Annotated in this window: 24 protein-coding genes and 3 tRNA genes; 23 read left to right on the forward strand and 4 right to left on the reverse strand. The window is 67.4% G+C overall.

Annotation, left to right across the window (positions count from 1 at the left end):
- Window position 1 precedes the first annotated feature (1 nt).
- The 4 genes from PFX98_RS18690 to PFX98_RS18705 are packed head-to-tail and all read right to left on the reverse strand — an operon-like array spanning window position 2 to window position 3,511.
- On the reverse strand, window positions 2-586 hold the full coding sequence (locus tag PFX98_RS18690) for a PqiC family protein (RefSeq protein WP_285232002.1): 585 nt from the start codon (window positions 584-586) through the stop codon (window positions 2-4).
- The gene (locus PFX98_RS18695) at window positions 583-1,590 is read right to left on the reverse strand and encodes an MlaD family protein (protein WP_285232003.1); all 1,008 of its coding nucleotides are present in this window, start codon (window positions 1,588-1,590) and stop codon (window positions 583-585) included. Before PFX98_RS18695 ends, PFX98_RS18690 begins: the two co-directional genes overlap by 4 nt.
- Window positions 1,587-2,345, reverse strand: a complete 759-nt coding sequence (locus PFX98_RS18700) for an ABC transporter ATP-binding protein (protein ID WP_285232004.1) — start codon at window positions 2,343-2,345, stop codon at window positions 1,587-1,589. The genes PFX98_RS18695 and PFX98_RS18700 overlap by 4 nt, the downstream gene beginning before the upstream one ends.
- Complete coding sequence (locus PFX98_RS18705) at window positions 2,345-3,511, reverse strand: MlaE family ABC transporter permease (protein ID WP_285232005.1); 1,167 nt, start codon at window positions 3,509-3,511, stop codon at window positions 2,345-2,347. Before PFX98_RS18705 ends, PFX98_RS18700 begins: the two co-directional genes overlap by 1 nt.
- 125 nt (window positions 3,512-3,636) lie before the next feature.
- Here PFX98_RS18705 and PFX98_RS18710 point away from each other — a divergent pair, with 125 nt between their 5' ends.
- From PFX98_RS18710 to PFX98_RS18820, 23 genes are all read left to right on the forward strand, one after another.
- Window positions 3,637-3,804 carry a hypothetical protein gene (locus tag PFX98_RS18710; RefSeq protein ID WP_285232006.1) on the forward strand — a complete coding sequence of 56 codons (168 nt, stop codon included), beginning with the start codon at window positions 3,637-3,639 and terminating at the stop codon, window positions 3,802-3,804.
- A 99-nt stretch (window positions 3,805-3,903) separates the two neighbouring features.
- A complete protein-coding gene (locus tag PFX98_RS18715) occupies window positions 3,904-5,565 on the forward strand; it encodes an NAD(P)/FAD-dependent oxidoreductase (protein WP_285232007.1) in 1,662 nt (553 codons plus the stop codon).
- Window positions 5,566-5,640: 75 nt separating this feature from the next.
- Window positions 5,641-6,618, forward strand: coding sequence for a Bug family tripartite tricarboxylate transporter substrate binding protein (locus PFX98_RS18720; RefSeq protein ID WP_285232008.1), 978 nt, complete (start codon window positions 5,641-5,643; stop codon window positions 6,616-6,618).
- A gap of 19 nt (window positions 6,619-6,637) precedes the next feature.
- Window positions 6,638-7,549, forward strand: coding sequence for a LysR family transcriptional regulator (locus PFX98_RS18725; RefSeq protein ID WP_285232009.1), 912 nt, complete (start codon window positions 6,638-6,640; stop codon window positions 7,547-7,549).
- Window position 7,550: 1 nt separating this feature from the next.
- Window positions 7,551-8,963, forward strand: a complete 1,413-nt coding sequence (gene leuC / locus PFX98_RS18730) for a 3-isopropylmalate dehydratase large subunit (RefSeq protein ID WP_285232010.1) — start codon at window positions 7,551-7,553, stop codon at window positions 8,961-8,963.
- Window positions 8,963-9,613, forward strand: a complete 651-nt coding sequence (gene leuD, locus PFX98_RS18735) for a 3-isopropylmalate dehydratase small subunit (RefSeq protein WP_285232011.1) — start codon at window positions 8,963-8,965, stop codon at window positions 9,611-9,613. The genes leuC and leuD overlap by 1 nt, the downstream gene beginning before the upstream one ends.
- 7 nt (window positions 9,614-9,620) lie before the next feature.
- Window positions 9,621-10,715 carry a 3-isopropylmalate dehydrogenase gene (gene leuB / locus PFX98_RS18740; RefSeq protein ID WP_285232012.1) on the forward strand — a complete coding sequence of 365 codons (1,095 nt, stop codon included), beginning with the start codon at window positions 9,621-9,623 and terminating at the stop codon, window positions 10,713-10,715.
- Window positions 10,716-10,813: 98 nt separating this feature from the next.
- Window positions 10,814-11,944, forward strand: a complete 1,131-nt coding sequence (asd, locus tag PFX98_RS18745) for an aspartate-semialdehyde dehydrogenase (protein ID WP_285232013.1) — start codon at window positions 10,814-10,816, stop codon at window positions 11,942-11,944.
- Between the two features lie 294 nt (window positions 11,945-12,238).
- Window positions 12,239-14,839 carry a motility hub landmark protein FimV gene (locus PFX98_RS18750; protein ID WP_285232014.1) on the forward strand — a complete coding sequence of 867 codons (2,601 nt, stop codon included), beginning with the start codon at window positions 12,239-12,241 and terminating at the stop codon, window positions 14,837-14,839.
- 76 nt (window positions 14,840-14,915) lie between these two features.
- Window positions 14,916-15,704, forward strand: a complete 789-nt coding sequence (gene truA, locus PFX98_RS18755; RefSeq protein ID WP_285232015.1) for a tRNA pseudouridine(38-40) synthase TruA — start codon at window positions 14,916-14,918, stop codon at window positions 15,702-15,704.
- Window positions 15,705-15,718: 14 nt separating this feature from the next.
- Window positions 15,719-16,363: a phosphoribosylanthranilate isomerase gene (locus PFX98_RS18760; protein WP_285232016.1), complete on the forward strand. Its 645-nt coding sequence runs from the start codon at window positions 15,719-15,721 to the stop codon at window positions 16,361-16,363.
- Between the two features lie 15 nt (window positions 16,364-16,378).
- Window positions 16,379-17,659: a tryptophan synthase subunit beta gene (gene trpB, locus PFX98_RS18765; RefSeq protein WP_285232017.1), complete on the forward strand. Its 1,281-nt coding sequence runs from the start codon at window positions 16,379-16,381 to the stop codon at window positions 17,657-17,659.
- Entirely contained in the window at window positions 17,656-18,468 is an 813-nt protein-coding gene (gene trpA / locus PFX98_RS18770; RefSeq protein WP_285232018.1) for a tryptophan synthase subunit alpha, read from the forward strand. Before trpB ends, trpA begins: the two co-directional genes overlap by 4 nt.
- 52 nt (window positions 18,469-18,520) lie before the next feature.
- A complete protein-coding gene (gene accD / locus PFX98_RS18775) occupies window positions 18,521-19,393 on the forward strand; it encodes an acetyl-CoA carboxylase, carboxyltransferase subunit beta (protein WP_285232019.1) in 873 nt (290 codons plus the stop codon).
- 66 nt (window positions 19,394-19,459) lie between these two features.
- Complete coding sequence (folC, locus tag PFX98_RS18780; protein ID WP_285232020.1) at window positions 19,460-20,794, forward strand: bifunctional tetrahydrofolate synthase/dihydrofolate synthase; 1,335 nt, start codon at window positions 19,460-19,462, stop codon at window positions 20,792-20,794.
- A 73-nt stretch (window positions 20,795-20,867) separates the two neighbouring features.
- Window positions 20,868-21,689: an SPOR domain-containing protein gene (locus tag PFX98_RS18785; protein WP_285232021.1), complete on the forward strand. Its 822-nt coding sequence runs from the start codon at window positions 20,868-20,870 to the stop codon at window positions 21,687-21,689.
- Window positions 21,690-21,691: 2 nt separating this feature from the next.
- On the forward strand, window positions 21,692-22,180 hold the full coding sequence (locus tag PFX98_RS18790) for a CvpA family protein (protein WP_285232022.1): 489 nt from the start codon (window positions 21,692-21,694) through the stop codon (window positions 22,178-22,180).
- Window positions 22,181-22,277: 97 nt separating this feature from the next.
- Window positions 22,278-23,789: an amidophosphoribosyltransferase gene (gene purF, locus PFX98_RS18795; protein ID WP_285232023.1), complete on the forward strand. Its 1,512-nt coding sequence runs from the start codon at window positions 22,278-22,280 to the stop codon at window positions 23,787-23,789.
- Window positions 23,790-23,793: 4 nt separating this feature from the next.
- Entirely contained in the window at window positions 23,794-25,035 is a 1,242-nt protein-coding gene (locus tag PFX98_RS18800) for an O-succinylhomoserine sulfhydrylase (RefSeq protein ID WP_285232024.1), read from the forward strand.
- Complete coding sequence (gltX, locus tag PFX98_RS18805) at window positions 25,032-26,435, forward strand: glutamate--tRNA ligase (RefSeq protein ID WP_285232025.1); 1,404 nt, start codon at window positions 25,032-25,034, stop codon at window positions 26,433-26,435. The genes PFX98_RS18800 and gltX overlap by 4 nt, the downstream gene beginning before the upstream one ends.
- 103 nt (window positions 26,436-26,538) lie before the next feature.
- Window positions 26,539-26,614 (forward strand) — tRNA-Ala (locus tag PFX98_RS18810).
- 48 nt (window positions 26,615-26,662) lie between these two features.
- Window positions 26,663-26,738: transfer RNA gene (locus PFX98_RS18815), tRNA-Glu, on the forward strand.
- Between the two features lie 82 nt (window positions 26,739-26,820).
- Window positions 26,821-26,897, forward strand: a tRNA-Asp gene (locus PFX98_RS18820).
- The last annotated feature ends 67 nt before the right edge of the window (window positions 26,898-26,964 follow it).

Raw genomic sequence — 26,964 nt, forward strand, 5'->3', positions numbered from 1 at the left:
TTCAGGGCGCGGCGGCGATCGCCTGCGCCAGCTGCCACAGCGCGCTGCGATGCGCGCTCACCAGGGCGTCCATGCTGCCATCGCCGGCGTCCACCTCGAAGCGCCGCTCGCTCACCGTGGGCCTGCTCTTGCCGCTCGGGTCCACCAGGGTCCAGCGCGCCTGCAGCACCACGCTGCGGCCATCGGTGCTGGCGTCCAGGCGCTGCACGTCCACGCGCAGCTGGCGGTCCACCTGCACGCCCGGCGGCACCGGCATGCGCCAGACCTGCGCCGCGCCGCGCAGGCGCGCCAGGTCTTGCGCCAGCAGGCGCGGCAGCGCATCGCGCAAGGGCTCGGCCCAGCGCTGCGAGGGGTTGTGCTGCAGGCTGGCCTGGCCGCTGGGCCGCACGATGGCGTCGCGGTCCAGGTACTCGGGCATCTGCACGGGGCCCAGCGCCCAGACCGCGCTGGCGACGCCGCTCGCGGCCTCACCCTGCACGGCGGGCGCATCGGCGCGCAGCTGGTAGAGCTGGATCGGCGGCGAGCTGCTGCAGCCGCCGAGCAGGGCCAGCAGCAGGCCCGCAAGAATCCAAGGCTTGTTCATCATCGACGCCCCTTCAAGACGGATTCGGGCTGCTGGTCCAGGGTGTCGGCCAGCTCGCGCAGCGCGCGTGCGGCCTGCGAGACATCTTTCAGCGCGCGCTGCAGGTTCTGGTTCAGCGGCGCGTCGTCCTGCGCCGCATCGGCCAGCGCGGCGGCGGCGCGTGTCAGCTCCTGGGCGCTGCGCTGCAAGTCCTTCACCATCGGGCCGTCCGGGTTGAAGGTCTTGCCAACGCGCTCGGCGGTATCGTCCACCGAGACGGCGGCCTTGTTCATGCGCTCCATCGCCTGCTTGGTGGCCTCCAGCGTGCCGAGGGTGGCGTCGGCCAGCGGCCCGAAGCGGCGGTCGAGCTGCTCGGTGAGCCGGCGCAGATTCGTCGCCACCGCCTCGATGTCCTTCACCGCGTGGCTCAGTTCGGGCCCTTCCAGCAGGCGGCGGCCCGAGCTGGCGATGGCGGAAAGGTCGCCCACCAGGCGCTTGATGTCCAGGCCGTCGACCTGGTTCTTCAGGTCCTGCAGCGGCGTGGTGACGGTGGGGATCTCGATCTCGGCGCGCTCTTCCTCGCCGCTGGCGGCGAGCGGCTTGCCGGGGCGGAAGTCCAGGTCCACATAGAGCTGGCCGGTGAGCAGGCTCTGCATCGCCAGCTGGGCGCGCAGGCCGCGCGCGACCAGGGCGTTCATCGAGGCCACCACGGTGCCGGGCTGGTGGTCGCCGGTGAGGTTGCCCAGCATGTCGCGCTCGAGCTCGGCCACCACGGGAATGGAGACCTCGTTGTGGGCGCGGTCGTAGGCCACGCCGATGGAGCTGACGCTGCCCAGCCGCACGCCGCGGAACACCACCGGCGCGCCCACCTGCAGGCCGTAGATGGAGCCGTTGAAATACATCACCACCTTCTGCTTGCCGCCCAGCAGCTTGCCGCCGGCGATCACGAACACGGCGACGAACAGCATGATCAGTGCGCTGACGATGAACAGGCCCAGCAGGGCCGGGTGGCCGTGGCGCTTTCTCATGGCCGCTCTTTCCGGCGCAGGAAGGCGCGCACCGTGTCGGGTCCGGTTTCCAGCAATTGGCGCGGTGCGTCCAGCGCGATCATGGTCTTGTCCTTGGCATCGAGAAACAGGGCGCGGTCGGCCACCGCGAAGATGCTGTCCAGCTCATGCGTGACCAGCACGATGCTGGTGCCCAGATGATCGCGCAAGTTCAGGATCAGCTCGTCCAGGCGTGCCGAGGTGAGGGGGTCCAGGCCCGCCGAGGGCTCGTCCAGGAACAGGAGGGGCGGGTCCAGGGCCATGGCGCGCGCGATCGCCGCGCGCTTCTTCATGCCACCGCTGAGCGCCGCGGGCGACTCGTCGAAGGCGCCGTCCAGCCCCACCAGGGCCAGCTTGAAGCGCGCCAGCTGCTCGGCGGCATCGTCGTCCAGCTCGGTGAACTCGCGCAGCGGCAGCATCACGTTCTCGCCCACCGTCATCGAGCTCCACAATGCGCCGGCCTGGAACATCACGCCGAATTGGCGGCGCAGGCCGGCGAGCTGCTCCTCGCCGGCTTCGGCCAGGTCGATGTCGCCATAGAGCACGCGGCCCGCGGCGGGCGTCTGCAGGCCGATCAGATGGCGCATCAGGGTGCTCTTGCCGCAGCCGCTGCCACCCATCAGCACCAGGATCTCGCCGCGCCGCACGTCGAAGTTGAGCTCTCTCTGAATCAGCCGGCCGGCCACGGCCAGGCTCAGGCCCTCGGCGCGCAGCAGGGCTTGGGCAGGCGCTGCCATCACCACCCCAGGCGCTGGAACATGATGGTCAGCGCCGAGGCCGCCACCACGATCCAGACGATGGCCTGCACCACCGCCGCGGTGGTGGCGTCGCCCACCGCCTGGGCGCTGCGGCCGGCGTTGAGGCCCTGGCGGCAGCCCGCCAGCGCCACCAGGATGGCGTACACCGTGCCCTTGAGCAGGCCGATGCCGGCATGGGCCAGGGTCAGGGCCTGCGAGCTGCGGTAGAGATAGTCCAGCATCTCGACCTGGTAGATGCCCACGGCCACCAGCAGGCCGGCGCCCATGCCGACGACGGCCGCATAGGTGGTCAGCAGCGGCGCCATCAGGGCCATTGCCAGCACGCGCGGCAGCACCAGATGCTCGACCGGGTTCAGCCCCATGGCGCGCAGCGCGTCCACTTCCTCGTTGGCCTGCATGCTGCCGAGCTGGGCGGCGAAGGCCGCGCCCACGCGGCCCGAAAGAATGATGCCGGTCATCAGCGCGGCGATCTCGCGCACCACGCCGATCGTCACCAGATCGGCCATGAAGGCCTCGGCGCCCAGGCGCTGCAGCTGGGCCGCGCCCATATAGGCAATGATGAGGCCGACCAGAAAGCTCACCAGCGAGACGATCGGCAGGCTGGCGGGGCCGGTGGCGTGCAACTGCAGCGCCAGGTCCTCGCCGCGCATCGCGCTGCCACCGCGCAGCGTCCGGAGCAGCGCCTGCAGCACCTCACCGACGAAGCCCAGCGTGGTCTTGGTGCGGGTCAGGCGCGCAAGCCAGTTCAGGCCGATCTGGGTGAGCCAGCGCGAGCGGCGGCTGCGCGGGGCGGCGCTGGCGGCGCCTCCTCTGTTGCCCGGGCTGCTGGCGGCCAGCGCCAGGATGCCGCGCAGGCCGGCCGGCAGCTGGCTGGTGTCCAGCGGCCTGCCGCTGTGCTTGCCCAGGGCCCAGAGCGCGGCAGCCAGCTGGCTGTCGAAATGGCTGATGGCACTGCCGTCGATGCGCCAGTGGCTGCCGGCGGTCGTATCAGCAAGTTGGGGCGGGGCGGGCAGGCTTGCCCGGCCGCGCCAATCGCCCGCCAGGCGCAAGATCTGACCCTGGGCATCGCTGTCCCATTGCGCCTGCGCGGGCGCCGGGCCCGTCTCAAATGCAGTGGTCGACGGCAATTCAGACAACTCGTTCAAGGCCTCTCCGATGCAGCCGCCAGGTTCGCTGGGCGCAGGTTAACAGGGCCGCGGCGCGCGCCTCTGAAGATTCGCTTGGTTCATGCACTAAAATCCCGCATTCATTTCTCGTACCGGAGCCATCAATGGGCAACAAGATCGTCACCGAGGCCATGCGCCGTGCTTCCCCCCGTCCCGCCGCCACCGCTGGCGTGACCCTGACCACCGGCCGCGGCCAGAAGATCAGCCTCGAGCGCGGCTCGCACACCCGCAGCAAGAAGAACCCCGGCAAGCGTCCCCACAAGGGCGGCTGAAGCCGAGCGGCTCATCGGCGCTGCCGATGACGCCCCGAATCTGATGAACAGGCCCCAGCCTTGCGCGGGGCCTGTGTCTTTCTACCTTAACCTTCTGCCATGCTGCGACTCACCGAACTCCGCCTGCCGCTCAACCATGCCGAGGACGCGCTGCGCCCCGCCGTGCTGGCGCGCCTGGGGCTCAAGGATGGGCAGCTGAAGAATTTCACGATCTTCAAGCGCAGCTACGACGCGCGCAAGAAGAGCGCCATGGTGCTGATCTACACCGTGGATTGCGAGGTGGCGGATGAGGCCGCGCTGCTGGCCCGTTTTGCCGGCGATGCGCATGTGAAGCCCACGCCGGACATGGACTACAAGTTCGTCGGCCAGCTGCCGGCGGACTTCTATGCCGGCGCGCGCCCGCGCCCGGTGGTGATCGGCTTCGGCCCCTGTGGCATCTTCGCCGCCCTGATCCTGGCCCAGATGGGCCTGCGCCCCATCGTGCTGGAGCGCGGCAAGCAGGTGCGCGAGCGCACCAAGGACACCTGGGGCCTGTGGCGCCAGGGCGAGCTGAACCCCGAATCGAATGTGCAGTTTGGCGAGGGCGGCGCCGGCACCTTCTCGGACGGCAAGCTCTGGAGCCAGATCTCCGACCCGCGCCATCTGACGCGCAAGGTGCTGAACGAGTTCGTCAAGGCCGGTGCGCCCGAGGAGATCCTGTTCGTCAGCAAGCCGCACATCGGCACCTTCCGCCTGGTCAGCATGGTGATCAAGATGCGCGCCGAGATCGAGGCCCTGGGCGGCGAGATCCGCTTCGAGCAGAAGGTCACCGACCTGCTGATTGAACAGGGCCCGGGCGGCAAACAGGTGCGTGGCGTCACGCTCGCCTCCGGCGAGCAGCTCCGCACCGACCAGGTGGTGCTGGCCCTGGGCCACAGCGCGCGCGACACCTTCCAGATGCTGCACGAGCGTGGCGTCCACATGGAGGCCAAGCCCTTCTCGATCGGCTACCGCATCGAGCATCCGCAAAGCATCATCGACGCGGCGCGCTTCGGCCCCAACGCCGGCAACCCCATCCTGGGCGCGGCCGACTACAAGCTGGTGCACCATGCCAGCAATGGCCGCTCGGTCTACAGCTTCTGCATGTGCCCCGGCGGCACGGTGGTGGCCGCCACCTCCGAGCCCGAGCGCGTGGTCACCAATGGCATGAGCCAGTATTCGCGCAACGAGCGCAATGCCAACGCCGGCATCGTGGTGGGCATCTCGCCGCAGGATTACCGGCAGGATGGCAAGAGCGAGGGCCCGGTGAGCCCGCTTGACGGCATGGCCTTCCAGCGCATCTGGGAGTCGCGCGCCTATGAGCTGGGCGAGGGCGGCTACAAGGCCCCGGGCGCCCTGGTGGGTGACTTCATCAAGCGCCAGCGCAGCCGCGAGTTCGGCAACGTCATGCCCAGCTACAAGCCGGGCGTCACGCTCACCGACCTGCAGCAGAAGGGCCGTGGCAGCCTGCCCGAGTACGCGCTGGAGGCGATCCGCGAGGCCTTGCCGGCCTTCGAGCGCCAGATCCGCGGCTTCTCCATGGCCGATGCGGTGCTCACCGGGGTCGAGACCCGCACCTCCTCGCCGCTGCGCATCACGCGCGGCAAGAACTACCAGAGCCTGAACGTGGCCGGCCTGTTCCCGGCCGGCGAGGGGGCCGGCTACGCGGGCGGCATCATGTCGGCCGGCGTGGACGGCATCGAGGTGGCCGAGGCGGTGGCCAAGGACATGCTGGGCCTGTAAACTTCGCAAACGGCGAAGGGTTGTTTGGCGGCTTAGGTAGTTGCCGGCCTTCGGCGAAGGCTAAATTGCAGTCCCATGCTCCGCTCCGTTCACTCAGCCCGTCTTGCCGCGCACCTTCTCGTCGCGGCCGGGCTGCTGCTGGTGGGGCTGGCGCAAGCGGCCGCTTATCCGCAGCGCAGCATCAACTGGCTGGTGGCGTTTCCGGCCGGCAGCGCCACCGATCAGCTGGCGCGCGTGCTGGCCGAGCACATCGCCCGCCAGGCCGGCCAGGCCATCGTGATCGAGAACAAGCCGGGGGCGAACGGCCTGCTGGGCAGTGCCGCGGCCGCCAAGGCCGCGCCCGACGGCTACAGCTTCTTCATCGCCACCAGCACCACGCATGCGGCGAACGCCTCGCTGTATCGCAAGCTGCCCTATGACCCGATCAAGGATTTCGCGCCGGTCGCGCGGCTGGCGGAGATCCCTTTCGTGATGCTGGTGAACCCAGCCGTACCGGCCGACTCGCTGGCCGGCTTTGTCGGCCACGCCAGGGCCCATCCCAACCAGCTGGCCTGGGGCTCGGGCTCCAGCGGCAGCCTGATTCCCGGCCATGCCCTGGTCAGCGCCAACAAGCTGGCCCTGACCCACGTGCCCTACAAGGGCGTGCAGCCGGCCATGACCGACACCATCGGCGGCACCATCCAGCTGGTGTTTGCGGACCTGGCCTCGGCGGTGCCGCAGGTCAAGGCCGGCAAGCTGCGCGCGCTGGCGGTGACCTCGGCCAGGCCCCACGCCATGCTGCCCGCGGTGCCGCCGCTGGCGCAGGCCGTGCCCGGTTTCGAGATGACGGCCTGGTTTGCCATCTATGCGCCGGCCGGCACGCCCGAGCCGGTGCTGGCGCAGATGAATAAATGGGTGAGGGCGGCGCTGGCCGATGCCGGCGTCAGGCAACGCCTGACCCTCGCCGGCTTCGAGCTGACGCCCAGCACGCCGGCCGAGCTGGGCCTGTTCGCCGCCAAGGAAACGCTCAAATGGGCCAAGGCGGTGCAGGCCGCGGGCCTGCAGCCGGAATGAGGTAGCAAAAGCGATGCGCATGGACCTCACCACCCTCAATCTGGTGCTCGCGATCGAGCAGACGCGCTCCATCACGCGCGGCGCCGAGCGCGAACACCTGGCGCTGGCGGCGGCCAGCAAGCGGCTTTCCGACCTGGAGTCGCGCCTGGGCGTGCAGCTGTTCGAGCGCCGCGCCCGCGGCGTCGAGCCCACCGAGGCCTGCCGCGCCCTGGTGCGCCATATCCGCGCCCTGCATGCCTCCCTGCATGCGCTGGAGAGCGAGGTGGTGGAGTTTGCGCGTGGCATCAAGGGCCATCTGCGCATCGCCGCCAATGCCGGCTCGATCGCCGAATGCCTGCCGCCCGACCTGGTGGCCTTCTCTCAAGCGCACCCGCAGATCCGCATCAGCCTGGAAGACCTCACCAGCGCCGAGGTGCAGGCCGCGGTGGCCGAAGGGCGCGCCGATGTGGGCGTGTTCACCGCGCCGCTGCTGGACAACCGCCTGCAGACCTGGACCTACCGCCAGGGCCGCCTGGCCGTGCTGGTGCCCAAGGGGCATGCGCTGTCCAAGCGCAGCGCGGTCAGCTTCGACGACCTGCTGGACTACGACCTGATCGGCCTGCACGCCGGCGCCGCGGCCCAGGACATGATGATCGAGCAGGCGGTGGCGCGCGGCCGCACGCTGAATGCGCGCCTGCAGGTGCGCGGCTTCGACGCGATTGCCCAGCTGGTGGAAGCCGGGCTGGGCGTGGCCGTGCTGCCGGGCGGGCCGGCCGAGCGCTTTGCCCGCGTGTTCGACTTGAAAGCCCTGCGCCTGGACGAGGACTGGGCGCAGCGCGACTATGTGCTGGCGGTGGCGCGCCAGGAGCGCCTGCCCATGGTGGTGCAGCGCTTCGTGGACCAGCTGTGCCCGCCACCCGCCAAGGATTCATTGCCTGTGAAGGATGACTGAGATGACCGCACGTACCCTTTACGACAAGCTCTGGGATGAGCATGTCGTGCATACCGAAGACGACGGCACGGCCGTGCTCTATATCGACCGCCATCTGGTGCACGAGGTCACCAGCCCGCAGGCCTTCGAAGGTCTGGATCTGGCCGGCCGCAAGGTCTGGCGACTCTCGGCCAATCTGGCGGTGAGCGACCACAACGTGCCCACCACCGACCGCAGCCAGGGCATTGCCGACCCCATCTCCAAGCTGCAGGTCGACACCCTGGACAAGAACTGCGACCGCCATGGCCTGACCCAGTTCAAGATGAACGACAAGCGCCAGGGCATCGTGCATGTGATCGGCCCGGAGCAGGGCGCCACCTTGCCCGGCATGACGGTGGTCTGCGGCGACAGCCACACCTCCACCCATGGTGCCTTCGGCGCGCTGGCACATGGCATCGGCACCTCCGAGGTGGAGCATGTGCTGGCCACGCAGACGCTGCTGGCCAAGAAGGCCAAGAACATGCTGATCCGCGTCGAGGGTCAGGTCATGCCCGGCGTGGGCGCCAAGGACATCGTGCTGGCCATCATCGGCAAGATCGGCACGGCGGGCGGCACCGGCTACACGATCGAATTCGCCGGCTCGGCAATCCGCGCGCTCAGCATGGAAGGCCGCATGACGGTCTGCAATATGGCCATCGAGGCGGGCGCGCGTGCCGGCCTGATCGCGGTGGACGAGACCACCATCAACTACTGCAAGGGCCGGCCCTTCAGCCCTGCGGGGGTGGAGTGGGAACAGGCCGTGGCCTATTGGCGCAGCCTGCATTCCGACGCGGGTGCGCATTTTGATGCTGTGGTGGAACTGGACGCGGCGCAGATCCGCCCGCAGGTCACCTGGGGCACCTCGCCGGAGATGGTGCTCTCCATCGAGGACCGCGTGCCCGATCCCGACAAGGAGAAGGACGCCGTCAAGCGCGGCGCCATCGAGCGCGCCCTGCAGTACATGGCCCTGGAGCCCAACAAGGCCATCAACGACATCCGCATCGACAAGGTCTTCATTGGCTCCTGCACCAACAGCCGCATCGAGGACATGCGCGAGGCCGCCGCGGTGGTGCGGCGCCTGGGTGGCAAGATCGCCAGCAATGTGAAGCTCGCGCTGGTGGTGCCCGGCTCAGGGCTGGTCAAGGCGCAGGCCGAGGTCGAAGGGCTGGACCAGGTCTTCAAGGCGGCCGGCTTCGAGTGGCGCGAGCCCGGTTGCTCGATGTGCCTGGCGATGAATGCCGATCGCCTGGAACCGGGCGAGCGCTGTGCATCCACCAGCAACCGCAATTTCGAAGGCCGCCAGGGCGCTGGCGGGCGCACCCATCTGGTCAGCCCAGCGATGGCCGCGGCCGCCGCGATGCAGGGCCATTTCGTTGACGTTCGCAGGATTTCATGATGGAAAAGTTCACCGTGCACAAGGGCCTGGTGGCCCCGATGGATCGCGACAACGTCGACACCGATGCCATCATCCCCAAGCAGTTCCTCAAGTCGATCAAGCGCAGCGGCTTCGGCCCCAATCTGTTCGACGAATGGCGCTACCTGGACCATGGCGAGCCCGGCCAGGACCCGGCCACGCGCAAGCTCAACCCGGACTTCGTGCTGAACCAGGCGCGCTACCAGGGCGCCTCGATCCTGATCGCGCGCAGCAACTTCGGCTGCGGCTCCAGCCGCGAGCATGCGCCCTGGGCGCTGGAGCAATACGGCTTCCGCGCACTGATCGCACCCAGCTTCGCCGACATCTTCTTCAACAACTGCTTCAAGAACGGCGTGCTGCCCATCGTGCTGCCCGAGGCCCAGGTGGCGCGGCTGTTCGACGAGGTGGCGGCCTTCCCGGGCTACCAGCTGAGCGTGGATCTGGAGCGCCAGGTGGTGTTGAAGCCCGATGGCAGCGAGCTGCCCTTTGAGGTGCAGGCCTTCCGCAAGTTCTGCCTGCTGAACGGCTTCGACGACATCGGCCTGACCCTGCGCCATGCCGACAAGATCAAGGCCTATGAGGCCGAGCGCATCGCCACCAAGCCCTGGCTGAACAACCGTCTGATCGGATGAATCGACTATGAAAATCGCAGTCCTGCCCGGTGATGGCATCGGCACCGAAATCGTCGCCGAGGCGGTCAAGGTCCTGAAGGTTCTCGACCTGAAATTCGAACTGGAAACCGCCCCGGTGGGCGGTGCGGCTTACGAGGCCAGTGGTCATCCGTTGCCCGAGGCCACGCTCAAGCTGGCCCAGGCCGCCGACGCGGTGCTGTTCGGCGCCGTGGGCGACTGGAAGTACGACAAGCTGGAACGCGCGCTGCGCCCCGAGCAAGCCATCCTGGGCCTGCGCAAGCATCTGGGCCTGTTTGCCAACTTCCGCCCGGCGATCTGCTACGAGCAGCTCACCCATGCCTCCAGCCTCAAGCCCGAACTGGTGGCTGGCCTGGACATCCTCATCATCCGCGAGCTCACCGGAGACATCTATTTCGGCCAGCCGCGCGGCCGCCGCACCGCAGCGGATGGGCATTTCCCCGGCAGCGAGGAAGCCTTCGACACCATGCGCTACTCGCGCCCGGAGATCGAGCGCATCGCCCATGTGGCCTTCCAGGCCGCACGCAAGCGCAACAAGCGCGTGACCTCGGTGGACAAGGCCAATGTGCTGGAGACCTTCCAGTTCTGGAAGGATGTGGTCACCGAGGTGCATGCCCAGTATCCCGACGTGGAGCTGGACCATATGTATGTGGACAACGCCGCGATGCAGCTGGTGAAGGCACCCAAGCGCTTCGACGTGGTGGTGACCGGCAATATGTTCGGCGACATCCTCTCGGACGAGGCGGCCATGCTCACCGGCTCGATCGGCATGCTGCCCTCGGCCTCGTTGGACAAGAACAACAAGGGCCTTTACGAACCCAGCCATGGCAGCGCGCCTGACATCGCCGGTAAGGGTGTTGCAAACCCGCTGGCTACAATACTGTCAGCTGCCATGATGCTCAAGTTCTCCCTCAGCCAGCCCGAAGCCGCCGCCCGTATCGAGGCGGCCGTTGGTGCTGTGTTGTCCCAAGGTCTGCGCACCGCGGACATTTGGAGCGAGGGCACCCAGAAGGTGGGCACGCGCGAGATGGGTGATGCGGTTGTGGCCGCCATCACCACCATGACCAAAACCATTAAGAGCTAGTTCAGCTCCGGTTCGTCTCGCCCCTGCATCCCCGGCGACACGAGCCGGGGAAGGAAGAGCTTAGTTCTCAACTTTTCTAGGGCGATAGAGGTAAGCAGATGACGACACTTGTAGGACTGGTAGGCTGGCGCGGCATGGTGGGCTCGGTGCTCATGGACCGCATGAGCGCTGAGCGTGATTTCGACCTGATCGAGCCGCTGTTCTTCAGCACCTCGAATGCCGGCGGCGCCGCCCCGGCCCAGGCCAAGAACGAAACCAAGCTGCAGAACGCTTTCGATATCGAACAGCTCAAGCGCTGCGAGATCATCATCACCGCCCAGGGCGGCGACTACACCACCGAGGTCTATCCCAAGCTGCGCGCCGCCGGCTGGAACGGCCACTGGATCGATGCCGCCTCCACCCTGCGCATGGCCAGCGACGCCGTCATCATCCTCGACCCGGTCAATATGCCGGTGATCAAGGACGCGCTTGCCAAGGGCGGCAAGAACTGGGTCGGCGGCAACTGCACCGTCAGCTGCATGCTGATGGGCGTGGGCGCGCTCTACAAGGCCGGCCTGGTGGAGTGGATGAGCACTCAGACCTACCAGGCGGCCTCCGGCGGCGGCGCCCAGCATATGCGCGAGCTGCTGACGCAGTACGGCACGCTCAATGCCGAGGTGAGGGCGCTGCTGGACGATCCCAAGAGCGCCATCCTCGAGATCGACCGCCGTGTGATCGCCAAGCAGCGTGCACTCTCCGCCACCGAGACCGCCAACTTCGGCGTGCCGCTGGGCGGCTCGCTGATTCCCTGGATCGACAAGGATCTGGGCAACGGCCAGTCCAAGGAAGAGTGGAAGGGCATGGCCGAGACCAACAAGATCCTCGGCATGGGCGAGGGCTTTGGTTCGGCCGCGATTCCGGTGGACGGCTTCTGCGTGCGCGTGGGCGCGATGCGCTGCCACAGCCAGGCCCTGACCTTCAAGCTCAAGAAGAACGTGCCGCTGGACGAGATCGAGGCCATGATTGCCGCCGACAACGAGTGGGTGAAGGTGGTGCCCAACAACCGCGAGGCGACGCTGCAAGACCTGACCCCGGTGGCCGTGACCGGCACCATGAGTATCCCGGTGGGCCGCATTCGCAAGCTCGCCATGGGCCCCGAGTACCTGGGTGCCTTCACCATTGGCGACCAGTTGCTGTGGGGTGCGGCCGAGCCGCTGCGCCGCATGCTGCGCATCCTGCTCGCTCGGTGAATACCCCAGGCTGATCCCGCCCCTCGTTGCCGGCAAGCCACATGCTGGTAACGGGAGGTGAATCAGGGTGCTGTCAAGCCTCGTATTCAGCCTTTGCCTTAGCTCTCAAGCGTATATGCTTGATGCTGTTGTGATTTCATGTCGTCTGACCGCATGGGACAGCATCGCGAAGGCTGCGAGCAGCAATACAAACATCGTCTAGACAGGCGGACACCCTGGGGTGCCCGCCTTGTTGCTTTGGGGGACGCCTTGAATACTCATCCTGGCGCTTATGCGCGCTTTGCCCTGACCCATGTGGCAGTGGCTGTTCTGGCCGTGGCCAGCACCACCGCCTGGGGCCTCGGCCTCGGTCGGCTCTCGGTGCAATCGTCTCTGGGCGAAACGCTCAAGGCCGAGATCGATGTCACCAGCCTGACGTCGGAAGAGGCTGGCACGCTGAAGCTGCGTGTCGCGCCGCCCGAGTCCTACCGGGCGGCGGGTGTCGAGTACAACGCCGTGCTCAGCGCCACCCAGGTGCAGCTGAGCCGCCGCGCCGATGGCCGGCCGTTTCTGCGCATTGCCAGCGATCGCGCGGTGCAGGAGCCTTTTGTCGATGTGATCCTCGAGATCAACTGGGCCAGCGGCCGCCTGGTGCGCGAATACACCTTGCTGTTCGATCCGCCGGGCACGCCCAAGCCGGCCGCCGAGGTGGCCACCGCGCCGGTCATCGCGCCGACGCCGGCCGAGCCCGCGGCGGTGCCGCCGGTGGCGAGCCGCGCGCCCGCGCCGGTGCCGCCGGCCGCACCGGTGAAGCCGCGCCTGGAAAGCAAGCCCGAGCCGCAGGCGCCCGCGCCCAAGCCCGCGCCAGCACCCAAGCCGGTAGCCGCGGCGTCCGCCAGCGAATATGCGGTCAAGCCGGGTGACACGCTGTCGCGCGTGGCCAGCAAGACCCTGGCGCCCGGCGTCTCGCTGGACCAGATGCTGGTGGGCCTGTACCGCAACAACCCGGACGCCTTCATCAACGAGAACATGAACCGGCTGAAGGCCGGTGCGGTGCTGCAGGTGCCCGGCGGTGACACGCTGGCGGCCATCGGCCCGGACGAAGCCCGCCAGGTGATACAGGCGCAGAGCGCTGACTTCAGCAGTTATCGCCAGCGCCTGGCGAGCGGTGCACCCGAGATGGCAGCGCAGGAAAGCGCGCGCCAGGCCAAGGGCAAGGTGCAGGCCGCGGTGGAAGACCGCAAGCCGGCGCCCGCCGCCACACCCGACAAGCTGACGCTCAGCAAGTCCGCCTCCGGCACTGAAGCCAAGCTGTCCAAGGAGACCGAGAAGAAGGACTCCGCCACCCGTGTGGCCGAGCTGACGCGCAATGTCGAGGAGTTGAAGAAGCTGTCCTCGGCGGCCAAGCCGGCACCGGCGCCCAGCCCCGCACCTGCACCCGCGCCCGCGCCCGCGCCCGCGCCCGCGCCGACGCCAGCACCGACGCCAGCACCGAGCCCCGCGCCGGCCGCAGCGCCAGCGCCGGCCCCTGCGCCGGTCGTCGCACCTGCCGTGGTGACGCCGCCGCCGGTGGTGCAGGCGTCTGCACCGGCACCCGCGGCCTCCAAGCCCATGCCGCCCAAGCCGGCGGCGAGTGCGCCGGCCATTCCGATGTCCGAGGCGCCCGGGGTGATGGATACCTTGATGGACAACATCCTGCCCCTCGGCGCCGCGCTGCTGGCGCTGTTGGGCGGTGCGGCCTTCCTGCGCTGGCGCTCGCGCAAGCAGCCCGCCCAGCATGCCGAGACCGGCTTCACCGAAAGCCGCATGCAGCCGGATTCGTTCTTTGGCGCCAGCGGCGGGCAGCGTGTGGATACCCGCGACGCTTCCACCAGCGGCCAGTCCTCGATGAGCTATTCGCTCAGCCAGCTGGATGCCATCGGCGATGTGGATCCGGTCGCCGAGGCCGACGTCTACCTGGCCTATGGTCGCGATCTGCAGGCCGAGGAAATCCTCAAGGAAGCCCTGCGCGCCAACCCCGAGCGGCTGGCCATCCGCCTCAAGCTGCTGGAGGTCTACGCCAAGCGCCGCGACACCAAGGGCTTTGAGCAGCTCGCGGTGCACCTCTACGCCGAAACCCAGGGCATGGGCGAGGATTGGGAGCGTGCGCAGGAGCTGGGCCGCCAGATTGATTCGGACAACCCGCTTTACCAGCCGGGCGGTGCGCCCGTCACCGTGAGCGGCGAGGAAGATGCGCGCCCCGAGCCCATGAACGCCAGCACCCTGCCGGCGTCCAATGTGGCGCATATGGCGACGGCCCCGGTCGAGCGGCCGGTTGATCCCGGCCCGTCCAGCCTGCTGGACCTCGATCTGGACCTGGATCTGGGCTCGCCCGCGCCCGCCGCCAGCAGCATTTCGATGGACGCCACCCAGGCCCTCGCCACCACGGTGGAGCAGGCGCCGCTGGCCATGGATCTGGACGTCTCGGCGCCTGCGGCCGCCCCTGATCTGGAGTTCGACCTGAACGATCTGGGCGATTTCGATGCACCGGCCACGCCGGCGCCGGCCGCCGAGGCTTCGGCGCCTTCGCTGGACTTCGATCTCTCCGGCATCGATCTCGACCTGCCCGCCAGCGAGCCGAGCGCACCCCTGCCGGCGGCGGAAGTGACGCAGGTGAACGAAGGCTTGCCGGCCGACTTCGACGCCGTGTTGCAGGAGGCCACGGCCGCCAGCACGGCCGACGACCAACTCAGCCATGCGCTGGATGCCTTGGGCGATGACGAGGGCGACCCCTTGCAGCGCCAGCTGGAACTGGCCGACGAGTTCCGCCAGATCGGCGATACCGAGGGCGCACGCGATGTGCTGCAGGAGCTGATCGCCAAGGCCGACGGCGCGCTGAAGGCCAAGGCCCAGGCCATGCTGGACGAGTTGCGCTGACAAGCCGGCGCAAGCGCGCAGCGACAATCAAGGCGCCCGGGCCGACCGGGCGCCTTTTCTTTCATTTGGGGACAAGATGACAACGCGCGTGGCGCTGGGAGTGAGTTACCGGGGCACGACCTACAAGGGCTGGCAGAGCCAGCCCGGCGGCGGGACGGTGCAGGACGCGCTGGAGCGCGGCCTGGCCAAGTTCGCCGCCCACCCGATACGCACCATCTGCGCCGGCCGCACCGATGCCGGCGTGCATGGCCTGAACCAGGTGGTGCATTTCGATGCCCAGGTGGAGCGCGAGCCTTTCTCCTGGATACGCGGCAGCAACCGTTATCTGCCGCCCGATATCGCCATCCAGTGGTGCGCCTTCCCCGGCGCCGATTTCCACGCCCGCAACCATGCGCGCGGCCGACGCTATGCCTATCTGCTGCTGGAGTCGGCGGTGCGGCCGGCGATCGAGTCGGGCGGGGCGGGCTGGATCTTCAGGCCGCTGGACGGCGACGCGATGCGCGCCGCCGTCGAGGTGCTGCTGGGCGAGCACGACTTCAGCTCCTTCCGTTCGGCCGAGTGCCAGGCGGCCTCGCCGATCAAGATCCTGCGCGCCATCGAGATCCACAAGCGCGGCGCCTACTGGCGCTTCGAATTCGATGCCTCGGCCTTCCTGCATCACATGGTGCGCAACATCATGGGCTGCCTGCTGGCGGTGGGCACGGGCACGCGCTCGGTGGCCTGGCTGGCCGAGGTGCTGGCCGCACGCGACCGCAAGCTGGCGGCACCCACCTTTGCGCCCGACGGCCTCTATTTCGTGGGCCCGTACTACGATGCCGAACTGAACCTTCCGCAAAAGACGGCGGCCATGGACTGGCTGCCCTGACCGAGTCCCGCATCATGAGCCGTACCCGCATCAAGATCTGTGGATTGACCCGCGAGGCCGATGTGGACGCCGCCGTCGAGGCCGGCGCCGATGCGATCGGCTTCGTGTTCTATGCCAAGAGCCCGCGCGCGGTGACGCCCGGCCGCGCGGCCGAGCTGGCGCGCCGCCTGCCGCCCTTCGTGACACCGGTGGGCCTGTTCGTCAATGCCGGCGCGGCCGAGCTGGCGGCCGGCCTGCAAGCTCTGCCAAACATGCTGCTGCAGTTCCACGGCGACGAGGGCAGGGCGGACTGCGAGCGCGCGGCGCGCCCCTATCTGCGCGCCGCCCGCATGGTGCCGGGCTTTGATTTGCTAGACTTCGCGTCTCAGTTCTCCAGCGCCCAAGGCCTGCTGCTCGACGCCCATGTCGAGGGCTATGGCGGCGGCGGAAAGGTATTCGATTGGTCACTCATTCCAAGAAACGTGCCCTCTCCAGTCGTTTTGTCTGGTGGGTTGCATGCCGGAAATGTGATCGAAGGGATTCTTCAGGTCCGGCCCTGGGCCGTTGACGTCAGCTCCGGTGTGGAGGAGGCCAAGGGTCTCAAGAGCGCCGCGCTGATGCGCCAGTTCTGCGAGGCGGTGCGCGAAGCCGATGCACGCCTTGATGAAGCCAATAGCTGAAGAGAAGAATCCCTCATGACGACCTATGACCAACCCGATGCCCGCGGGCATTTCGGACCCTATGGTGGGCGCTTTGTCGCCGAGACCCTGGTGCACGCCCTGGATGAACTCAACGAGGCCTACGCGCACTACAGCCGTGACCCCGAGTTCATCGCCGAGTACCAGCGCGAACTGGCCCATTTCGTCGGCCGCCCCAGCCCGATCTATCACGCCGACCGCATGAGCCGCGAGCTCGGCGGTGCACAGATCTACCTCAAGCGCGAGGACCTGAACCACACCGGCGCGCACAAGGTCAACAACACCATCGGCCAGGCCCTGCTGGCCAAGCGCATGGGCAAGAAGCGCGTGATCGCCGAAACCGGCGCCGGCCAGCATGGCGTGGCCACCGCCACCATCTGCGCCCGCTACGGCATGGAATGCGTGGTCTATATGGGCAGCGAGGACGTCAAGCGCCAGTCGCCCAATGTCTACCGCATGAACCTGCTGGGTGCGCGCGTGGTGCCGGTGGAATCGGGCTCCAAGACCCTCAAGGACGCGCTCAACGAGGCCATGCGCGACTGGGTCACGAATGTGGAATCGACCTTCTACATCATCGGCACCGTGGCCGGCCCGCATCCCTATCCGATGATGGTGCGCGACTTCCAGCGCGTCATCGGCGATGAGTGCCTGACCCAGATGCCGCCGATGATCGGCCGCCAGCCCGATGCGGTGATCGCCTGCGTGGGCGGTGGCTCGAACGCCATCGGCATCTTCTACCCCTATATCGAGCATGCCGGTGTGCGCCTGATCGGCGTCGAGGCGGCCGGCCTGGGCGTGGACAGCGGCAAGCATGCGGCCACGCTCTCGGCCGGCAGCCCCGGCGTGCTGCATGGCAATCGCACCTATCTGCTGCAGGACGCGAACGGCCAGATCATCGAGACGCATTCGATCTCGGCCGGCCTGGACTATCCCGGCGTCGGCCCCGAGCATGCCTACCTGAAGGACATTGGCCGCGCCGAATATGTGGGCATCACCGACGAGGAGGCGCTGGCCGCCTTCCACTATCTGTGCCGTACCGAGGGCATCATCCCGGCGCTGGAGTCCAGCCATGCGGTGGCCCATGCGATGAAGCTGGCGCCGACCATGAGGCCCGACCAGCATCTGCTGGTGAACCTCTCCGGCCGCGGCGACAAGGACATCGGCACGGTGGCCGATCTCTCGCATGCCGAGTTCTTCTGCCGGCCCTCCTGCAAGGGGCAGTCCGTGAAGGGCGGCGGCGAGCCGCCCGTCGTCATGGTGAAGGGAGGTCAGGCATGAGCCGCATCCAAGCCACCTTCGCGCAGCTGGCGGCCGAGGGCCGCAAGGCGCTGATTCCCTTCGTGCACGCGGGCGATCCTTTCCCCGAAACCACGGTCGAGCTGATGCTGGCCATGGCCGAGGCTGGCGCCGATGTGATCGAGCTGGGCGTGCCCTTCTCGGACCCGATGGCCGATGGCCCGGTGATCCAGCGCGCCGCCGAACGGGCGCTGACGCATGGCATCGGCATGCCCCAGGTGCTGGCCTATGTGCGTGCCTTCCGGGCGCGCAACAGCAGCACACCGGTGGTGCTGATGGGCTATGCCAACCCGATCGAGCGCTATGGCATGGAGTGCTTTGTGCTCGATGCCAAGGCGGCCGGCGTGGATGGCGTGCTGGTGGTGGACTACCCGCCCGAGGAATGCGAGGCCTTCGCGGCCGCGCTGAGTGCGCAGGAGCTGGACCCGATCTTCCTGCTCGCCCCCACCTCCACCGACGCACGCATGGCGCGCATCGGCAAGGTGGCGCGCGGCTATGTCTACTACGTCTCGCTCAAGGGCGTGACCGGTGCCGGGCATCTGGACACCGAGGCGGTGGCGGCAATGATTCCGCGCATCCGCGCCCATGTGAGCGTGCCGGTGGGCGTGGGTTTCGGTATCCGCGACGCCGCCACGGCCCAGGCCGTGGGCCGGGTTTCGGACGCGGTGGTGATCGGCTCGCGCCTGGTTCAGCTGCTGGAGGTGCAGACACGCGATAATGTCGCCGCCACGGGTGCTGAATTCATCCGCGAGATACGGGCGGCGCTGGACGCGCTGCCGGCATCGACTTGACACTCTGGCCCATGGCACTTTGCCCGGGCCGGCTAGCAAAAAGGAATCTGCAATGAGTTGGCTCGAGAAGCTTCTGCCGCCCAAGATGCAGCAACAGGATCCCAACGAGCGCCGCACGGTGCCCGAGGGCCTGTGGATCAAGTGCCCGTCCTGCGAGACGGTGCTCTACAAGACCGATCTGGAGCAGAACGTCAATGTCTGCCCCAAGTGCAGCCACCACCACCGCATCGGCGCGCGTGCGCGCCTGAACGCCTTCCTCGACGGAGAGGGTCGCTACGAGATCGGCCAGGAGGTGTTGCCGGTCGATGCGCTGAAGTTCAAGGACAGCAAGAAGTACCCCGACCGCCTCAAGGAAGCGCTGGAGTCCACCGGTGAGACCGACGCCCTGGTGGTGATCGGTGGCGCGGTGATGAGCGTGCCGGTGGTGGCGGCCTGCTTCGAGTTCGACTTCATGGGCGGGTCCATGGGCTCGGTGGTGGGTGAGCGTTTTGCGCGTGGCGTGGAAACCGCCCTGGAGCAGAAGACCCCCTTCATCTGCTTCACCGCCACCGGCGGTGCGCGCATGCAGGAAGGCCTCCTGAGCCTGATGCAGATGGCCAAGACCAATGCAGCGTTGAGCCGCCTGGCCAAGGCCAAGTTGCCCTACATCAGCGTGCTGACCGATCCCACCATGGGTGGCGTGTCCGCCAGCTTTGCCTTTGTGGGCGACATCGTGATTGCCGAGCCCAAGGCCCTGATCGGCTTTGCCGGCCCGCGCGTGATCGAGAACACGGTGCGCGAGAAGCTGCCGCCGGGCTTCCAGCGCGCCGAGTTCCTGATGGAAAAGGGCGCGGTCGATATGATCGTGGACCGCCGCCAGCTGCGTGAGACGATTGCCCGCCAGCTCGCCATGCTGCAGCGCCAGAGCTCGGACGCGGTGGCCTGATTGCTTCGATGAAACCCCGCACGGCCAGGCCCGCAAGGTCTGGCCGTGTTGCTTTGCGAATCCCAGATGACCAGCAGCCCCACCGCCCAACAGCGCCTTGATGACTGGCTCGCCCATTGCGAGCGTCTGCATCCCAAGGAAATCGACATGACGCTGGCCCGCGTGGCCGAGGTGCGCAAACGACTGGGGCTGCGCTTCGAGGCGCCGGTGGTGATGGTGGCGGGCACCAATGGCAAGGGCTCCACCTGCGCGATGCTGGAGTCCATCGCCCTGCATGCGGGTTATCGGGTGGGCCTCTACATCAAGCCGCACCTGGTGCATTTCCAGGAGCGCTGCCGGGTGGGCGGTGCGCCGGTGCCAGCCGAGTCGCTGATCCCGCATTTCGAGGCCGTCGAGGCCGCGCGTGGCGAGCTGGCGCTGACCTATTTCGAATTCACCACCCTGGCCATCCTGCACCGGCTGGCGGCCGAGCCGCTCGACCTGGTGATCCTGGAGGTGGGCCTGGGCGGGCGCCTGGACGCGGTGAACGCCATCGATGCCGATTGCATGGTGATCACCAGCATCGATCTGGACCACACCGAGTTCCTGGGCAGCGACCGCGAGTCGGTGGGGCGCGAGAAGGCCCACATCATGCGCGCCGGCAAGCCCGTGATCGTCAGCGACCCCATGCCACCGGCCTCGATCGCCGAGTTTGCCGCCGGCATCGGTGCCGACCTGCGCCAGCTCGGGCGCGACTTCACCTACAGCGGCGACCGCCAGCAATGGCAATGGGCGGGCCGCAGCCGGCGCTTCAGCGGCATGGCCTATCCGGCCCTGCGCGGCGTCAACCAACTGCTCAATGCCGCAGGTGTGCTGGCCGTGTTCGAGGCCTTGTACGAGCGCCTGCCCATCAGCGCGCAGGCGGTGCGCACCGGCCTGGCCATGGTGGAGCTGCCGGGGCGCTTCCAGGTCGTGCCGGGCCAGCCGGCGCTGGTGCTGGACGTGGCGCACAACCCCCATGCGGTGGCGGCGCTGGCGCAGAACCTCGACCAGATGGGCTTCTTCCCGCGCACCCATGTGGTGTTCGGCGCCATGGCTGACAAGGACTTGGGCCAAATCCTGGAGCGCATTGCGCCCCTGGTGGACGTCTGGCATTTCACCGATCTGCCGCTGCCGCGCGCCGCCAAGGCCGCGGCCTTGGCCGAGCAGTTCGAATCGCTGCGCCGGGCCGGGCGCTTGAAGGCGCCCGCCGACGTGCAGAGTTTCCAGCATGCGGCGCCCATGGACGCCCTGGAGGCCGCCGCCGCGGCGGCCGACCCCGCTGATAGAATTCTGGTCTTCGGTTCCTTCTACACCGTGGGAGGAGTGCTGCAGCAAGGCCTGCCGCGCATCAGCGCGGGCGGCGGCGCAACGCAGCACTGAATCTCAGGATCAGGACCCCACGACCGCGGCCCCCGAATGGAGGCCGCTTTCAATTCAAGGCACCGCCCACGACATGGATCTGCTGTCCTTCTTCAAGCGCACAGCGGCCGCCCCCGCGGCCAAACCGGTCTCCGACAGCCTGGATGCCGTGCAGGAGCTGCGCTTGCGTGCGCGCCGCCGCCTGATCGGTGCGGCCGTGCTCGTGGGCATCGGTGTGATCGGCTTCCCGCTGGTGTTCGAGACCCAGCCGCGACCCATCCCGGTGGACCTGCCGATCGAGATCCCGCGCAAGGATGCCTTGCCGCCGCTGGCAATTCCGGCACCGGCACCCGCGCCGCTGCCCGCGCCGGCCGCCTCGCAAGAGACACCGGTGCAGAGCGCCGAACTGGGCAAGGGCATCATCACCGAAGCCCGCGAACCCGAGCCCAAGCCCGCAGCCGCCATCGCGCCCGTGGCCAAGCCGGCGGAGAAGCCGGCCGAGAAGCTGGTGGAAAAGGCCAAGCCCGAGCCCAAACCCGAGGCCAAGGTCGAAGCAAAGCCCGAGAAGAAAGCGGCCGAGCCGCCAAAAGTCGACGTAAAAGCCGATACCAAGGCCGAGGCCGCCCGTGTGCAGGCCCTGCTGGAGGGCAAGCCCGCCGCCGACAAGAAGGCCAGCGACGCTACGGGCGCGCGCTTCATCGTGCAGGTGGGCGCCTATGCCGAGGCCAAGGCCGTGCAAGAAGCGCGCAGCCGGGTCGAAAAGCTTGGCCTCAAGACCTATACCCAGGCGGTGGAAACCGCCGATGGCAAGCGCATCCGTGTGCGCCTGGGCCCCTTCGCCAGCCGTGAAGAGGCCGACAAGGCCGCGGCCAAGGTGCGTGGTGCTGGCCTTTCCACCGCGGTACTGACGCTCTGACGATGGCCTGGGTCGACCTCGTCTTGCTGGGCCTGCTGGGCATTTCGGTGCTCTTGGGTTTGTGGCGCGGTCTGGTGTTCGAGATCCTGTCCATCGCCGGCTGGGTGGTGGCCTATCTGGGGGCGCGCTATCTGTCGCCCTGGACCGAGGGCTGGCTGCCCGCCGAGCGCATGGGGCCGGTGCTCACGCATGCCGCCAGCCTGGTGCTTGGCTTTGTGCTGATCCTGATCGTCTGGGGGCTGGCGGCCAAGCTGCTGCGGGCCTTGATCCATGCCACGCCGCTGAGCGTGTTCGATCGCCTTGGCGGCGCAGGCTTCGGCGTGCTGCGCGGCGTGCTGATCGGCCTGCTGGTGGTGGTGGTGGTGAGCATGACGCCGGCGGTGGAGTCGGCGGCCTGGAGCGACTCGCAACTGGCGCCCTGGTTGCAGGCGCTGTTGCAGGGGCTCAAGCCGGTGCTGCCGGCCGAGCTGCTGAAGTTCATCCCGGTTTGATGATGATGAAGAGTTCGGGTGAGGGCGCCACAAGCGCCCGCGCCCTGTGTATGGTTCAGTGAAGTCTCCTCGCGAGACGCTATTCGAGGTAAACGATATGTGCGGCATCGTCGGTGTGATCTCCCAGGCGCCCGTCAATCAGCTGATCTACGACGCCTTGCTGCTGCTGCAGCACCGCGGGCAGGATGCGGCCGGCATCGTCACGATGCAGGGCAACAAGTGCTTCATGCACAAGGCGCGTGGCATGGTGCGCGACGTGTTCCGCACCCGCAATATGCGTGCGTTGCCCGGCACGACCGGCCTGGGCCAGGTGCGCTATCCCACCGCGGGCAATGCCTACAACGAGGAAGAGGCCCAGCCCTTCTACGTCAACGCGCCCTTCGGCATCGTGCTGGTGCACAACGGCAACCTCACCAACGCCCATGCGCTGAAGAAGGAGCTGTTCGACATCGACCGCCGCCACATCAACACCGAGAGCGATTCTGAGGTGCTCTTGAACGTGGTGGCGCATGAGCTGGAAATGGCGGCGCGCGACCTGCCGCTGACGCCCGAGGAAGTGTTCAAGGCGGTGCGCGCGGTGCATCGCCGCATCAAGGGTTCGTACGCGGTGATCGCGCTGATCGCCGGCCACGGCCTGCTGGCCTTCCGCGACCCCTATGGCATCCGCCCGCTGTGCTTCGGCAAGGCCGCGGACGGCGAGTACATGGTGGCCAGCGAGAGCGTGGCCCTGGAGGGCACCGGCCATCAGCTGGAGCGCGACGTGGCGCCCGGCGAGGCCCTCTTCATCGACACCAAGGGCCAGTTGCACACCCAGCAATGCGCCGAGAACCCGACGCTCAATCCCTGCATGTTCGAGTTCGTCTACCTGGCGCGCCCGGATTCGGTGATGGACGGCATCTCGGTCTACCAGGCCCGCCTGAACATGGGCGAGACGCTGGCGCAGCGCCTCATCTCCACCATGCCGCCGAGCGACATCGATGTGGTGATCCCGATTCCCGAATCGAGCCGCCCTTCGGCGATGCAGCTGGCGCACCGCATCGGCAAGCCCTACCGCGAGGGCTTTGTGAAGAACCGCTATGTGGGCCGCACCTTCATCATGCCGGGGCAGGGCGCGCGCAAGAAGTCGGTGCGACAGAAGCTCAATGCGATCGGCCTGGAGTTCAAGAACCGCAATGTGCTGCTGGTGGATGACTCCATCGTGCGCGGCACGACCTCCAAGGAAATCGTGCAGATGGCCCGCGAGGCCGGCGCACGCAAGGTCTACCTGGCCTCGGCCGCACCGCCGGTGCGTTATCCCAATGTCTATGGCATCGACATGCCCACCAAGGAAGAGTTGGTGGCGCACAACCGCACGATCGAAGAGATCCGCCAGTTCATCGGCGCCGATGCGCTGATCTACCAGGACGTGGATGCGATGAAGCGCGTGGTGGCCGCGCTCAAGCCGGGCCTGGCCGGTTTCGAGGCCTCCTGCTTCGATGGCCACTACATCACCGGCGACGTCAGCGCCGAGGACTTCGCCACCATGCAGGAGCAGCGCAAGAGCCAGGGCGACGAGGAAGATGGCCCGGCGCGCAGCCGCCTGGCCTTGCAGAGCCGCACGGAGGGCTGATGGCATGAGCGACGAAGAAGAGCGCCGCATCGCGCGCGCGCGCCTGCCCGAAGGCCTGCGGCCCGAAACGCTGGCGGTGCGCACCGCGCTGGCGCCCAGCCAGCATGGCGAGAATTCCGAGGCCCTGTTCCTGACCAGCGGTTTTGTGCAGCCCGACGCCGAGACCTCGGCGAGCCGCTTTGCCGCGTCGGAAGACTTCACCTATTCACGCACCAGCAACCCGACCGTGCGCAGCTTCGAGGCGCGTCTGGCAGCGATGGAAGGCACCGAGGCGGCGGTGGCGACGGCCACCGGCATGAGTGCCATCCTGCTGCTCATCATGGGCCTGCTGAAGGCGGGTGACCATGTGGTCTGCTCGCGTTCGGTGTTCGGCTCGACCATCAATCTGTTCGCCAAGGAGTTCGCCAAGTTCGGCGTCGAGACATCCTTCGTCTCGCAGACCGATCTGGACGAATGGCGCGCTGCGATCAAGCCGACGACCAAGCTCTTCTTTGCCGAGACGCCGACCAATCCGCTGACCGATATCTGCGACATCCGCGCGCTGGCCGACATGGCCCATGCCGCCGGCGCGCTGCTGGTGGTGGACAACAGCTTCTGCTCGCCGGCGCTGCAGCGCCCGGCCGAACTGGGCGCCGACGTCGTCATGCACTCGGGCACCAAGTACCTGGACGGCCAGGGCCGCGTGATGGCTGGCGCGCTGTGTGGCGGCGAGAAGCTGATCAAGGACGTGTTCGGACCGGTGATCCGCACCGCCGGCATGACGCTCGCGCCATTCAATGCCTGGGTGGTGCTGAAGGGGCTGGAGACGCTGGGCGTGCGCATGAAGGCGCATTGCGAGAACGCGCTGAAGGTCGCGCAATGGCTGGAGGTGCAGCCCGAGGTCGCGCGCGTCTACTACCCCGGCCTGGCCTCGCATCCACAGCATGAATTGGCGATGCGCCAGCAAGGCGGGCGGGGCGGGGCGGTGGTGTCCTTCGACCTGAAGGGCGCCACACCCGAGGCCGCACGCGCAGCTGCCTTCCACCTGATCGACAGTACCCGCGTGATCTCTATCGCCACCAATCTGGGTGACACCAAGTCCATCATCACCCACCCGGCCACCACCTCGCACGGACGCCTGAGCGAGGCTCAGCGTCAGGCGGCCGGTATCGGGCAAGGCCTGATCCGGCTGGCCGTCGGCCTCGAGCATGTGGACGACATCACCGACGATCTGCTGCGCGGCCTTTCCACCTTGAAGAACCGATGAGCCAACAAGCCCCCACCCCTATCCGTACCCGTATTGCGCCGTCGCCCACCGGCTTTCTGCATCTGGGCACGGCCCGCACGGCCCTGTATTCCTGGGCCTATGCCAGACACTACGGCGGCCAGTTCGTGCTGCGCGTGGAAGACACCGACGTGGCCCGTTCCACCCAGGATTCGGTCGACCAGATCCTGGCCGCGATGAAGTGGCTGGGCCTCGACTATGACGAAGGCCCGATCTACCAAATGCAACGCCTGGAGCGCTACCAGGCCGTGGTCGAGCAGATGATTGCGGCCGGTACGGCCTACCGCTGCTATTGCACGCCCGAGGAGCTGGACGCGATGAAGGCCGCCCAGGAAGCGCGCGGCGAAAAGCGCCGTTACGACGGCACCTGGCGCCCCGAGCCCGGCAAGCAGCTGCCGGCGGTGCCGGAGGGCGTGAAACCGGTGGTGCGTTTCAAGAACCCGGTGAGCGGCGATGTGGTGTGGGACGACGTGGTCAAGGGCCCGATCAGCATCAACAACCGCGAGATCGACGACCTCATCATTCTGCGCACCGACGGTGTGCCCACCTACAACTTCGCCGTGGTGGTGGACGACTGGGACATGAGGATCAGCCATGTGTTCCGTGGCGACGAGCATGTCAACAACACGCCCTGGCAGATCAACATCTTCAATGCCCTGGGTGCGCCGCTGCCCAGGTTCGGCCATATGCCGGTGATCCTGGGCGACGATGGCCAGAAGCTCTCCAAGCGCCGCGGTGCGGTGAGCGTGACCGCCTACGAAGAGGCCGGCTACCTGCCTGAGGCAATGCTGAACTACCTCTCGCGCCTGGGCTGGAGCCATGGCGACGACGAGTTGTTCACGCGCGAACAACTGGTGAGCTGGTTCGATGGCAGCCACCTCAACAAGAGTCCGGCTCAATGGGATCCCGCCAAGCTGGAGTGGGTGAACAGCCAGTACATCAAGCAAGCCGACGATGGCCGCCTGGCCCTGTTGGTGGCCGAGCAACTGGCCAAGCGTGGCGTGCAGGCCGACGCGGCGCGCTTGTCTGCCATGGTGGCGCTGTACAAGGATCGTTGTGCCACCACCGTGGCCCTGGCCGATTGGCTGGCCATGTACTTTGGCCCGGTCGTGCCGAATGCGGAAGAACGCGCCGCCCACGTGACCGAGGCGGTGGGGCCGGCATTGGCAGCGCTGGCCGACAAGTTCGCCGGCATCGAATGGAACAAGGCCGCGATTCAGGCCGCCATCAAGGAAGTCATCACGGCGCATGGGCTGAAGATGCCGCAACTGGCGATACCCGTGCGCGTGTTGGTGTGCGGCCGCGCCCAAACTCCCTCGGTGGATGCGGTGCTGGAACTGTTCTCAAAAGAAATCGTGATCGAACGCTTGCGCTCCTTGTAAAAATCGTCCTATAATCTATGTCTCGCTTGAACAGCGCGATACACAAAGAGTCGCAAGCAGCTTGGCAGACGGAATATGTCGAAGAGCAGTTTGCAGGCTCCGAGGGGGTATAGCTCAGCTGGGAGAGCGCTTGCATGGCATGCAAGAGGTCAGCGGTTCGATCCCGCTTACCTCCACCAAGACTTTCAAGTCTGACGTGGCGCGCGGTTCAAGAGGTAGAAGGTTTAGTCCCCTTCGTCTAGAGGCCTAGGACACCACCCTTTCACGGTGACTACAGGGGTTCGAATCCCCTAGGGGACGCCAAGTTTGATAAGGCTTGGCAATCCTTTGGACGCCAGTTTCGACAGAAACAGGAGTTTGAAGGTTTGCGTAACTTATCCCACGCGGAGTGGTAGTTCAGTTGGTTAGAATACCGGCCTGTCACGCCGGGGGTCGCGGGTTCGAGTCCCGTCCACTCCGCCAAGGTTTCGCTAGTACGGCGGCCATTCAGTTGGCCGCTTGTATTTTGAGAAGAATATTTGACGCTTGA

It is taken from the genome of Paucibacter sediminis (assembly GCF_030254645.1).
Lineage (GTDB): Bacteria > Pseudomonadota > Gammaproteobacteria > Burkholderiales > Burkholderiaceae_C > Paucibacter_B > Paucibacter_B sediminis.